The following is a 12,411-nucleotide window of genomic DNA, read 5'->3' as shown; positions in this document are numbered from 1 at the left end:
AACTTGTTTTCTATTCGGGTAAAACTACGAACTTCGCCGCAAGAATTAGTCTCATTAGGGGACATGCCTGTTGTGGGATGTAATAAATTTTGTAAATTTTCAGGAAGGTTAACTAAGTAGCATGGCCAAGCTTAAGAACATTATCAAGCAGCTCTCAGAGAAAGACTTTAAAGCGATATACGATTCGTTAATAGAAAGCAACGCCGAGAAGTCGGCGTATCTGTTAAAGTCACTTCGCGAGCGGGCACTTTCAGACAACAAGATCATGACCGAGCTTGACGTCAATGCCAATGCCTATTACACACTCCGATCGCGACTAAACCTCAAGATTGAAGAATATCTGATGGGCCAATTGGAAAGTCCACGCACCGATGTTCTTCGTAAAGTTGCCAACATCAACGAAGTCCTGTTCACCAAGAAACGCGCGATCTCCGTTGCTACCCTCAAGAAACTCGAAAAAGAACTGCTCGACTACGATCTCGCCAACGAACTCACGATCATCTACAAGTCGCTGAAGAAACTCAACATCAACTCGCCTGACTATTTTCAATACTCCCAGCTCTATAACCGCCACGTAGCCTATATGCTTGCGGTAGACAAGGCTGAGGATCTGCTCGCCGACTACTTCAAGAAATATGGTGACTACATGTTGAATGGTGGCGAGGTGGAGAAACTTGGTCTCGCGCTGCTTATGAAAGAAATGCAGAATGTAGCCAAACTATACGAGTCACATCGTCTGTATGTCTATCAAAGCTGCATGTACATCTTCCATCGCCTTTTCGTAGAGGTCGACGACAACATGCAACAAGACGGCGAATCTATCGAAGACATCTTCGAAAAGGTTCAGAAAATATTCGAAAGCTATCATCTCGACTCAATTTATTATCACCTCAACCTGGTGTTCGAATTCCTGAAACTCGAGTACTACAATCACTACAAAGTATATCGTCAGGCAGAGAAATACTACGAAGAAGTAAATGATGCTTGTGGTAATTTGATGGTGAACTATTCAACGTTTACATTCCCAGCGCAATTCCTTATTTCCAAACTGGAACGTCATCTTCGCACGGGCAACGAGCAAGATCTGTATGCCGAAAACGAAAGCATCTTCCTCGACTACGAGGTAGATATGATGGATATTCCAAAACACATCGTCTATACGATCTATCGCGCTTTATCTTCCTATTACAATGGAAAGTTCGAAGAATCAGCGAAGTTGATCAACGGACTTCTCAATGATGTGAGCTTGAAGAAGTATCCTTACGCGCAGCTCGAGATCAAGTCATTGCTCGCATTACAATACACATTACTGCGCGATTTCGAATTATTCAACCAATTATCAAATAGTATTCAGCGTCAAATCCGGTTATTCGGAAAAGATAGCTGCGAGAACATTCAGTTGTTTTTGAAGATCCTGAAAATCGCCACGAGTGAGGCCAAGAAAGAAAAAGCGAAGAAGATCAATGCCGTTATTCCAAGATTAAATGCGGTAACGGTGAAATACTTTGCGCCAACTAAACTTGTAAAGTTGGACGATCGCTTTGTGAACCTACTCACAGATTTCTAATCGCATTCGCCACGTCTAGATAAGCCTGGAATTCCTAGCGATTAGGAATTCCAAAATCATTACAGTGCGCTGTCGTGGATTCAATTTTTACGAACGCATAATGCCTCATCTACACGATAAACGTGTATGATCTTTTGATCTTGGCGTAGTACTGCAAATTAGGAGATGGTGCCTATACTTCCAGTTTCACGATGCTTTCGTGAGACAGTGGCTTGTTCAGGTAGAGCTTCACGTTCTCGTACTTTTTAGAACGATTAAAGTCCTGCGGATTGATTGACGAGGTGAGCATCACAATCTTACACTTGCGTTTAGCAACGTTAGTGAGTTTTTCGAATTCATCTAAGAATTGGAAGCCATCCATCAGCGGCATATCGATATCAAGGAAAATGACATCAGGCAAAACTTGGTCGGCTACGTCGAGCTTCTCCATGTTCTTTAAGAACTCAATCGCACTTTTGGCGCCGGTGTGTGTGTAGATGTTTTCTGTAACAGACGCCGCTTCAATCATTTTCTGGTTAATGAGATTATCGATCTCATTGTCATCAATCAACATTACCGTGCGATACTTTTTTCCTGCCATAAGAATAAGAATGGTCTATAAAAATACGGGATTGACGGTGATTTGCAAATAAATCTCAATCAAATACAGTTTCCGCTTTACCTTCGTTTTGAATTCGGCGCAGCCATTAGATATGAAACTTAATACCTTGCGCTAACGGCAGCGTGTTTCCGTAGTTGATCGTATTGGTTTGACGCCGCATGTACACCTTCCAGGCGTCGGAACCAGACTCGCGGCCTCCACCGGTCTCTTTCTCTCCACCAAAGGCGCCACCGATTTCCGCACCCGATGTTCCAATGTTAACATTCGCGATACCACAGTCCGATCCTTCGTGCGATAAAAAGTATTCCATGTCTTGCATGCTCGTTGTCATAATCGCCGACGACAGTCCTTGTTTAACACCATTTTGGATCTCAACAGCTTCCTCCAGTGTTTTGTACTTTATTAGATAAAGAATCGGCGCAAAGGTTTCTTGCTGCACGATTTCAAACTCGTTCTTCACTTCGGCAATGGCTGGCTTTACATAACAACCCGACTCGTAACCAACACCCTTCAACACACCACCTTCAATTAAGAATGTTCCGCCTTGCTCTTTCACTTTCTTCAGTGCATCCTTGTAAGATTTCACCGCGAGTGTATCAATCAAAGGCCCCACGTGAAAAGCAGGATCCAATGGATTTCCAATTTGAAGTTGTCCATAAGCGGCTTGCAGCCTATCGCGCACTTCATTGTATACTTTTTCATGAACGATCAATCTTCTTGTTGTCGTACATCGCTGCCCCGCAGTACCCACCGCCCCGAATACTGCACCACGAATTGACATGTCGAGGTTAGCATTCTCTGAAATGATGATCGCATTATTACCTCCGAGCTCTAACAGGGATCGTCCTAATCTCTCACTTACGGTACGCGCCACAGCTTTGCCCATTCGAACAGAACCTGTAGCTGACACCAGCGGTATACGCTCATCTTTCGACATCAATTGACCGATGGATGCATCGCCGTTGATCAACACCGATACACCTTCAGGAACGCCATTTTTTACAAACACCTCTTCTGCTATTCGCTGACAGGCAATACTGCACAGCGGTGTTTTCTCCGATGGCTTCCAAACACAAACATCTCCACACACCCAGGCCAACATCGTATTCCACGACCATACCGCTACCGGAAAATTGAACGCTGAAATAATTCCAACAATTCCGATCGGATGCCACTGCTCATACATGCGGTGACTTGGCCTTTCTGAGTGCATTGTCAACCCGTGAAGTTGTCGCGACAACCCGACAGCGAAATCGCATATATCAATAATCTCTTGTACCTCTCCCAAACCTTCCTGGTAGGATTTGCCCATCTCATAAGAGACAAGTTTTCCCAATGGTTCCTTGTATTTTCTAAACGCCTCTCCCATCTGACGCACAATCTCTCCGCGTTTAGGCGCAGGCCATTTACGCCATTCCTTATACGCTTCTTCAGCTTGACGAATTACTTGCTCATACGCCTTCTCATCGGTAGCAACTACACTGCCAATAAGATTGCCATCTACCGGTGAATACGATTCCAACGTTTTACCGGTAGAGCGATACCACTTGTGACCTGTAGATGTACCCGAATTGGATTTCTTGATACCAAGCGTAGATAACGCTTCTTTGATGCCGAATTTTTTCATGGTTGTTAATGAGTGTGGCAAAGCTAGAAAAATATGAATAGCTTTTTGTAATGATTAATCGTGCTCAGGAAAGTTTTGTTAATCAAGATGATAGTGACGTTAACATTTTTTTTGACAGTCCCATGTTTAGCGTTCGGTGTTAGTCAGCGCGTAGATCAAAGTAACGTCAACACATCAACACGCCAACACCAATGTCGTTGACTTAAGCACCTCCTTCAGGTATGGATTCGTCTCACCCCTGGCCCCTGAAGGGGAACTCAAGTTGCGGGCTGACCCTTTAGGGAATGAAAGGGTTACGGTGGCATTTTTTATGTCTCCGTAACTTAAGTCAATGACGCTGACGTCAACACATCAACACGCCGACACATCAGCACTCCCTCCTACCACTCAACACCATACGTTCCCTTACTACCATCTTCGTAACGTCCCTCGATCAGAATACCACCTTTCTTAAAGTCAAGAATGCTGTTCAGATCCTCCACGTTGTCGACCGGAATCTTATCAACATAAGCAATGATGAATCCCTCCCGTAATCCTGCATCCTTCCACTTGCCTGGTGATACATCCTTCACGCGAACACCGCCCTCAAGTTGCAGTCCCACCAATTTTTTGTATTCAATATCCTCCACAGACACGCCACCGAACTCATAGCGCACATCACGTTTCTCTACCGTTTCGTTGCCATCACTATTTTTTAACCGCGCAGAGGCATCAAGCATTTTTCCCTCATGCAAATACGAAACTTTGATTTTCGCACCAGGTCTATTTCGCGCGACCCACTCTTGTAATTCCGACACAGAATTAACCACGTGTCCTTCAATTCCGATGATTACATCGCCGACAGCAATACCCGATTCCTCCGCGGCACTGCCTTCGGTTACACGCGTAACAAGCACACCTTGATTTACCTGCAAGCCAAGGTCTTCGGCCACACGTGCATCGACATCAGTAATTTGTATTCCTAACAACCCACGCTGCACTTGACCAAACTCAAGCAAGTCATCAACAACTTTTTTCACCAGACTCACCGGAATCGCGAATGAATATCCCTGATAACTTCCGGATGACGTTGCAATCGCTGTGTTCACGCCAATCAATTCACCTTTCAAGTTCACCAATGCACCACCACTGTTTCCAGGATTGACAGCGGCATCAGTCTGAATGAATGATTCAATCTGAAGATTATTTTTATCACGAAGGATACCAATATTCCGTGCTTTCGCGCTAACAATACCCGCGGTAACCGTTGAGTTCAAATCGAAAGGATTACCAACCGCCAACACCCATTCACCAGGGGTAATGCCATCTGAGTTTCCATAACGAATAAAGGGAAGATCTTTTGCACGAATTTTTAACAACGCAAGATCAGTAGTAGGATCAGCACCAATCAATTTTGCGAAGTAGCGTTGGTTGTTATTCATCACAATCTCTATGCTATTTGCATCTTCAATCACGTGATTATTCGTCACGATAAATCCATTGTCAGAAATGATCACCCCAGAGCCCGAAGACCGCGTTGGCGCCTCAAGATAATTTTGCAGTGGGTTGATACTAAATTCACCAGGACCATAAGCGGTTTGAATATGCACTACCCCTTGCGTAACCTGCTTGGCTGGCGCTAAGAAATTTAACTCAGCGGGTATACGCACGATAGAGTCTGGTTTGAAACCCGCGAGTACGAGTTTCTGCCTCGCTTCGATCGATTCATACGTTGGATCGAGATAGACACTCAAAAAACGCATCGTAAAAAGTGACCCGACAATGCCACCCACACAAGCGGTGAGTACAATAATAAAAATGAATAAGGAGCGCTTCATACCCTTCAAGTCTGTTTGTAGTGAAGTTAAGCTTAATTGCCGAAAAAAAATTCCCCCGTATTGAAGGAGAATGTTTGTATAACGAAAGATTCGCCGATCGGCTCACGCGTAAACAAAAAAAGCGCCCCGAACCGAAAAACCGGACGGGGCGCTACACCTAACCCTAACCCTCTTTTAGATGCTTAGTTGACTTTAATAGTTGTCTTCACCACTTTCTTTTCATCTTTAGGAATGGTGATCTCAAGGATACCATTGTTGTATTTCGCCGCGATGTTGTTTACATCTACGTTTTCAGGCAATGAGAAAGAGCGACTAAAAGTGCCATACTGCGTTTCAATGGAATGGAAATTACTCTCCTTCTTCTCCTTTTGAAATTTACGTTCGCCGCTGATGGTAAGTAGATTATCATTCACATCGAGCTTAAAATCTTCCTTGTTCACACCTGGCACGGCCACATGGATTTGGAATTCCTTCTCTTCTTCAACGATGTCTACACGGGGTACGAATGAGTACGCAGATCCTCCCGCGCGACTAACAGATTCGTTGAAGAACCGATCGATCAAATTGCTGAATGAAGTTGGTACATAATCATTCAAAGCGGAGTTGTAACGGACGAGACTCATAGTTTTATTCATTTTTGGGTTTAACATTCATTTTTTGTTTGATGATTACCCTATTATGAAAAACTGTGCCGAGGCATTTTTAATGCCATTACGTCCGATTTCACCAAATTTTCGCTCAAAAAAAAGACATATTGACTTGATTGTGTCGCTAAAACGTGTCATTTTTAACGAAACGCATTGGACATAAGGAGTTTTGGGGGTTGCCCTCCTACCGTCGGGCCGGGCTATCCGCTTATACTCCTCGTGCAAACCCGCATGTCAAACCCAACTGCGGGGTAACGCTACTATCCCTAACCCTCGCTACTGCATAGTACATTTTGAAGTAGTTGTCGAAGAAGATTATTCAACCAGCTTAATCGATGCCGAGTTAATGCAATATCTCAAACCCGTCGGTGCCGGTCCATCAGGGAACACGTGGCCAAGGTGACCTTCACATACATTACACATCACCTCCACGCGATACATTCCGAAGCTATTATCTGCTTCGTACTTGATTACATTATCTTTTACTGGAATTGTAAAACTCGGCCAACCCGTACCTGATTCAAACTTAACACGCGAATCAAACAGCGGCGTACCACATCCACGACAAGCGTATAGTCCAGGGTCATGTGCTTCACAATACTCACCCGTAAAGGCACGTTCAGTACCTTTTTTTCGAAGTATAGAAAACTCTGCCGGCGAAAGAATTTTCTTCCATTCATCCTCTGTTTTTTCAACTTTATGATCGGCCGCTGGGGCTCCCTGCTTTGCAAACGTTAGTACATCAGACCATTTCATAATTCAATGTTTATTTGTCTAATAAACTTACAACGCTCGCATTCAGTTTACGAACCGCAAAGAAATTATTTCAAAACGAAAGTTGTAGACTTAGCATCGCGTGAGTTCGATCCGATAAACACATCGAACTTGCCGGGCTCTGTTCCCCAAGTCATGTCGCGACGATAAAACGACAAATCTTTAACCGAGAGCTTAAACGTTAACACCTTCGATTCACCTGGCTTCAATACAATTTTCTGAAACCCTTTCAGCTCTTTTACAGGTCGCGTTACGCTGCCAACCTGATCGCGCACATACAACTGAACAACTTCCTCACCTGTTGCTTTTCCGGCATTCGACACACTGCAAGACGCAACCAACGTATCACCTTCTTGCATTTCGTTTGTATTTAACGAAACGTCACCATAGTTGAACGTCGTATAACTTAACCCGTAACCAAAAGGATACAATGGCTCATTCGATTCATCAAGATACTTTGAGGTATATTTTTGATTTGGATCCATGGGCCGCCCTGTATTTTTCATGCTGTAGAAAATCGGAATTTGACCTACCGACCTTGGAAAAGTTACCGGCAATTTTCCCGACGGATTATAATCTCCAAAGAGAACATCAGCAATCGCCAACCCCGCTTGCGTTCCCGGAAACCATACTTCAAGGATAGCATCTGCATTTTTATCGAGCGAATTTATCGTTAGCGGTCTGCCGCTAAACAATACCACAACAATTGGTTTACCGGTCTTTTTAATTTCATCAAACAGTTTTTGCTGTACCCCTGGCAAATTTAAATCAGCGCGACTTGCCGCTTCACCACTCATCAATGCTGCTTCTCCCAAGGCCATCACAACAACATCCGATTGGCTTGCTGCACGTACAGCCTCCGAAAAATAACGTGTCGAGTCATCGTTAATATTACACCCTTTTGCGTAGTTGATTTGAACACCTGGAATCGCTTGTCGAATTCCCTCAAGGACAGAAATTGATTTCTGGCCATCGCCGGCTGCCGACCACGAGCCAATCATCTCACGTTTGTTATTCACAAGAGGGCCAATCAATGCAATACGTTTGCCTGTTTTCGAGAGTGGCAACACTTGACCGTCGTTCTTCAAAAGCACAAAAGATTTTCTCGCAATATCTCGGGCGGCATTCAGGTGGTCTGCTGTCATCACACTGCTCTTTTCCCTAGCAACATCGCTATATCGGTAAGGATCTTTAAACAACCCGAGCTCAAACTTCTTGCGTAAAATTCTTCGGACAGCAGCGTCGATGATGTGCTCTTTAATTTTTCCTGACTTGACCAACGCAGGAAGTGCTGCTTCATAAAAGCCAGCTTGCATGTCCATATCGACACCGGCTTCAATAGCCAATGCTGCGGCCGACGCTGTGTCTTCTGCTGCACCGTGTGGAATCATCTCCATGATTGATGTATAATCCGTCACCACAAAGCCATCGAACTTCCACTCGTTTCGAAGTAAATCCGTCATCAAAAATTTACTTCCTGAGGCAGGCACACCATCGTACTCGTTAAACGACGTCATCACAGTAGCAGCGCCTGCGTCGAGCGCAGCTTTGTATGGCGGCAGGTAAACTTCACGCAACATTCTGTCCGACATATCCACGGTGTGATAGTCACGACCAGCCTGAACAGCACCATAGGCTGCGAAGTGTTTTACGCAAGCCATCACGGAATTTAAATCGCCGAGTTTATTTCCCTGAAAACCGCGCACACGAGCCTCTGCCATCTTTACGCCGAGGTAAGTATCTTCACCCGCACCTTCAGCCATTCTTCCCCAGCGTGGATCGCGCGCAATGTCGCACATGGGAGCAAATGTCCAATGAAGTCCTTCTGCAGAAGCTTCAACAGCTGCAATACGCGACGAAGTATAGGCGGCATCTGTATCCCAACTTGCGGTTTCGCCCAATGGAATTGGAAATATGGTGCGATGCCCATGAATGACGTCGTAACCAAAAAGCAACGGTATGCCTAAGCGCGTTTCCTTCACGGCAATTTCCTGAAGTTTTCGTGTGTAGTCGGCACCGAACGCGTTGAAGATTGCCCCTACTCTTCCCTTCTTTATATCGTCTTTATAATTTTCGCGAATCGAAGGACCTGTAACGTCGTAGTCACTGGTATAAAGCGTCAATTGCCCAATCTTTTCCTCCAAAGTCATCAATTGCAGAACGGAGTCAACCTGATGACTGATATTGTCAGATTGTTCGTGTTCTGTTTTAGAACCGCACCCCGATAACATCATGGCAACAATAACGACAAATAAAAATGCTAGTCTCTTCATAACACACGATCTAAATTTGGAACACTACACTTAGTTTGTTTGCTGAACTGTAAATCCAAGTTTTTTCAGTCCTTGCGATATTTCCGGCGCTTGCATAAACAGTTTCCACAATAAGCCTGTCCGATAATTTTCCATCATCACAATAGCTGGGCCTTGATCAATAGCGAGGTACTTCTTCGGATACCAATTATGTTGTTCGCTGAAAGCATCGTAGAATCCATAATCGCCCAAAATCTGGTCGCCTAAATCCTCATAAAAATGACGCAGCACTTTCATCGATTCATCCGGTGTATATGGGAGTGACGACAATGCCGCTGTTGGAGAGATGACGCCTAGGTCCTCCGTTGGACTATGAGCCGCATATCCTTTCACGGAGTAACTCGCGGTAAGTCCCCAGCAGTTTTCTCCGTACCCTTTAAACTGTTTTGGATTCTCAATGCAATACTTCCGATTAATGAGTGTATGGTTTCTGTTGTGTTCCCAATAGTCGGCATAGCGATCGGATAAACCTTTTGGATTAAGGCCTAGAAAAGAATAGTGCGACCAAAAAAGAGGTCCACCAAATTGTTGCGCACTGTTGTGACGAAGGTCGAGGTGAAATCCATATTGCTCATGTGCAGGATCGTTTTTGATTCCGCCCTTTCTTGCCCACCCCTCATGATACACTTCTGCTGGTATGCTGTGCGTTGGTGATGCCGCGGCCAACACATACATAATCAAACATTCATTATACCCTTCAACAGCGAAATTCATTTTCCAGCCATTGTTAGGCGACCAATGCCAGTACAATACGTTCTTGTTATTGCGATGCCAATCAAATTCGATCTCACGCCACAGTTTGTCGATGCGTGAAGCAAGCTTCTTCTCCCCATCACTACCATCCTTAAAATATTCTCGAACACAAAGAAGACCCTGCGCCAAATATGAGGTTTCAACGAGATCACCCCCGTCGTCATTTGGACTGAACGGCTTTACTTTTCCGGTTTCACCATTCCACCAGTGTGGCCATACACCATGGAAGCGATCTGCTTTTTCTAACCAAGAAACAAACTTATCAAGATGCTGATAACCTTGTTCGCGCGTAATAAACTTCCGCTCAATACCAACAAGAATAGCCATCACGCCGAAACCTGTACCACCGGAAGTGATAATATGCTTATCATTTTGCGGATAAATATTATCGGCGTGGAATCTTTCTCTTGCTCCTCCTGAAACGGGTTCTGCTCCATCCCAGAAGTATTGAAATGTTTTATACTCAATGAGTGTCATGAGAGAATCGTTGCTGATTGCTACCGCTGATGAATCTTTCTTCGAAGTGGCATCAACAGTTTCGTGAGCATCACGCTTGCCACAGGCGCCAAGCGTAGTACCAACGAATAGAATGTAAACGAAACGTTTAATCATGATTGTAATCTTAATATGTAAATCCAAGTTTTGTTAAGCCCGCTTGTACTTCGGGCGCAGACATAAATAAATTCCAGAGCAACTGGGTGCGATGGTTCTCGATCATCACGATAATTGGGCCCTGGTCAATGGCCAAGTATGAGTTCGCAATCCAGCCTCGTTCCAAGCTGAAAGCATCATAAAAGCCATAGTCATCGAATAATTTATCGCCTAGTTTGTAGTAGAAAAATTTCATCGCGCGCATTGATTCTTCAGGTGTATATGGAAAAGAAGAAAGCGCGGCAGTCGGTGATATGACACTTAGATCATTTGTCGGTGAGTGCGCTGAGTAACCATTGTAATTATCACTGGCTGTTAGCCCCCAGCAATCTTCACCGTAGCCCGCATAATTTTTAGGATTATCAACGCAGTATGCGTAGTTAATCTTTGAATGATTCACATTTTGCTCCCAATAATCAGCAAACTGATCTTTTAGATTTTTAGGATTTAACCCCAAGAAAGAATAGTGTGTAAAAAAAAGTGGACCTCCATAATCGCTTCCGATCGGCAGGGTAATGTCATAAAATTTCTTCCCGTTTCTAATATTTCCATTCCTCGCATAACCTTCTGTGTAGACATCAGCATCGATGCTATGTTCAGGGGAAGCTGCGGCAAGCACATAAGTAATCAGGCATTCATTCGCTCCCCGAATTTGAAGGTTCATCGACCACGCTTTATCAGGTGACCAATGCCAATACAACACTTTTTCGTTGCCCTTCGTGTACCAGTCCCACTCTACGCCTTTCCATAATACGTTTATGCGATCAATCAATGCCTGTTCATTTTCATTTTCTGGATGGAGGTACTGACGAAAGGCGATCAGCCCCTGAACAAGGAGAGATGTTTCGACCAGGTCACCACCATTGTCATTGGCACTGAACGGAATGACTTTGCCCGTTTGTCCATCAACCCAGTGCGGCCATGCACCATGAAATCGATCTGCTGTTTCGAGGAAAGCAAGAATTTTGTCAAGGCGTTCCACACCCTCCGCTCGTGTTATAATTTCTCTTTCTATTCCTACAATAATGGCCATCAGTCCAAATCCTGAGCCACCAGTCGTAACTGTATTGCCGGAAGAATTTCTTTCGCGCGCCATACCACTGGCAGGATGCGCGAAATCCCAGAAGTACCGAAAAGTTTTTTCCTGGACAAGATCAAACAACGCATCGTCACTGATGGATGGGAACTTATCTGCAGGGTCGTAGGTAGTCACGACTTTAATATCAATAGTACTTCCGTAAAGCTGTTCTTTTTGAGATGCGAGTGCGGTAGAAACGAACAGAGAGTAAGTTGTTAAATAGTTTAAAGGCTTGACCGGTTTGATCACGATGGTACTATCACCTTTCTCGAAGGTGATGTTCAAAGCAAGAGGCCCCGTTCCTCTTCCCATCGTAATATTGGCAAGCGCGGATTCATGATCGATCGGTGCATCGAACGATAATTTGATCTCAGGTTGGATAGACGTACTGGCATACACAAAACTCAATGGCCGACCATCGAGTGAAATATTAGTCAACGCGAAGTTTCTTGGAATCGGGGGCTCGGTGTCATCATTATCCTTGCATGAAACGAAGACAACAAGGAGAGAGATCACAGCAATAAGATATGTTACTAATTTCATTGACAATTCATTGAGAAACAAAAAAGAGGGTACACTGTTAA

At 44.4% G+C, this 12,411-nt stretch carries 9 protein-coding genes; 1 reads left to right on the top strand and 8 read right to left on the bottom strand.

The features are described from left to right. The first annotated feature begins 121 nt into the window (after positions 1 to 121). A complete protein-coding gene (locus DQQ10_RS13905) occupies positions 122 to 1,567 on the top strand; it encodes a hypothetical protein (RefSeq protein WP_112747481.1) in 1,446 nt (481 codons plus the stop codon). A 172-nt stretch (positions 1,568 to 1,739) separates the two neighbouring features. Here the strand turns inward: DQQ10_RS13905 and DQQ10_RS13900 are convergent, their stop codons facing one another. The 8 genes from DQQ10_RS13900 to DQQ10_RS13865 form a co-directional block, all read right to left on the bottom strand. Then, positions 1,740 to 2,147 (bottom strand): response regulator, encoded by a 408-nt coding sequence (locus tag DQQ10_RS13900; RefSeq protein ID WP_112747480.1) that lies wholly within the window; start codon positions 2,145 to 2,147, stop codon positions 1,740 to 1,742. A gap of 106 nt (positions 2,148 to 2,253) precedes the next feature. After that, complete coding sequence (gene amaB, locus DQQ10_RS13895) at positions 2,254 to 3,795, bottom strand: L-piperidine-6-carboxylate dehydrogenase (RefSeq protein WP_112747479.1); 1,542 nt, start codon at positions 3,793 to 3,795, stop codon at positions 2,254 to 2,256. Positions 3,796 to 4,175: 380 nt separating this feature from the next. After that, positions 4,176 to 5,612: a trypsin-like peptidase domain-containing protein gene (locus tag DQQ10_RS13890; protein WP_112747478.1), complete on the bottom strand. Its 1,437-nt coding sequence runs from the start codon at positions 5,610 to 5,612 to the stop codon at positions 4,176 to 4,178. A 182-nt stretch (positions 5,613 to 5,794) separates the two neighbouring features. Next, a complete protein-coding gene (locus tag DQQ10_RS13885; protein ID WP_245970409.1) occupies positions 5,795 to 6,247 on the bottom strand; it encodes an Hsp20/alpha crystallin family protein in 453 nt (150 codons plus the stop codon). Positions 6,248 to 6,574: 327 nt separating this feature from the next. After that, positions 6,575 to 7,015 carry a peptide-methionine (R)-S-oxide reductase MsrB gene (gene msrB / locus DQQ10_RS13880; protein WP_112747477.1) on the bottom strand — a complete coding sequence of 147 codons (441 nt, stop codon included), beginning with the start codon at positions 7,013 to 7,015 and terminating at the stop codon, positions 6,575 to 6,577. 65 nt (positions 7,016 to 7,080) lie between these two features. Beyond that, the gene (locus DQQ10_RS13875; protein ID WP_112747476.1) at positions 7,081 to 9,306 is read right to left on the bottom strand and encodes a glycoside hydrolase family 3 N-terminal domain-containing protein; all 2,226 of its coding nucleotides are present in this window, start codon (positions 9,304 to 9,306) and stop codon (positions 7,081 to 7,083) included. 30 nt (positions 9,307 to 9,336) lie between these two features. Continuing rightward, the gene (locus tag DQQ10_RS13870) at positions 9,337 to 10,710 is read right to left on the bottom strand and encodes a glucoamylase family protein (RefSeq protein WP_112747475.1); all 1,374 of its coding nucleotides are present in this window, start codon (positions 10,708 to 10,710) and stop codon (positions 9,337 to 9,339) included. 10 nt (positions 10,711 to 10,720) lie between these two features. Further along, complete coding sequence (locus DQQ10_RS13865) at positions 10,721 to 12,370, bottom strand: glucoamylase family protein (RefSeq protein ID WP_112747474.1); 1,650 nt, start codon at positions 12,368 to 12,370, stop codon at positions 10,721 to 10,723. Between the last annotated feature and the right edge of the window lie 41 nt (positions 12,371 to 12,411).

Source organism: Pseudochryseolinea flava (genome assembly GCF_003286915.1).
Classification (GTDB): domain Bacteria; phylum Bacteroidota; class Bacteroidia; order Cytophagales; family Cyclobacteriaceae; genus Ohtaekwangia; species Ohtaekwangia flava.
The sequence above is the reverse complement of the archived record's forward strand: the minus strand, read 5'-3'. Positions and strand labels throughout refer to the sequence as shown.

What these genes read in the sequence shown, in the direction of transcription:
- DQQ10_RS13900 (WP_112747480.1), bottom strand. Translation starts at nt 2,147, where the DNA reads ATGGCAGGAAAAAAGTATCGCACGGTAATGTTGATTGATGACAATGAG.
- DQQ10_RS13875 (WP_112747476.1), bottom strand. Translation starts at nt 9,306, where the DNA reads ATGAAGAGACTAGCATTTTTATTTGTCGTTATTGTTGCCATGATGTTA.
- DQQ10_RS13890 (WP_112747478.1), bottom strand. Translation starts at nt 5,612, where the DNA reads ATGAAGCGCTCCTTATTCATTTTTATTATTGTACTCACCGCTTGTGTG.
- DQQ10_RS13885 (WP_245970409.1), bottom strand. Translation starts at nt 6,247, where the DNA reads ATGAATAAAACTATGAGTCTCGTCCGTTACAACTCCGCTTTGAATGAT.
- DQQ10_RS13905 (WP_112747481.1), top strand. Translation starts at nt 122, where the DNA reads ATGGCCAAGCTTAAGAACATTATCAAGCAGCTCTCAGAGAAAGACTTT.
- amaB (WP_112747479.1), bottom strand. Translation starts at nt 3,795, where the DNA reads ATGAAAAAATTCGGCATCAAAGAAGCGTTATCTACGCTTGGTATCAAG.
- msrB (WP_112747477.1), bottom strand. Translation starts at nt 7,015, where the DNA reads ATGAAATGGTCTGATGTACTAACGTTTGCAAAGCAGGGAGCCCCAGCG.
- DQQ10_RS13865 (WP_112747474.1), bottom strand. Translation starts at nt 12,370, where the DNA reads ATGAAATTAGTAACATATCTTATTGCTGTGATCTCTCTCCTTGTTGTC.
- DQQ10_RS13870 (WP_112747475.1), bottom strand. Translation starts at nt 10,710, where the DNA reads ATGATTAAACGTTTCGTTTACATTCTATTCGTTGGTACTACGCTTGGC.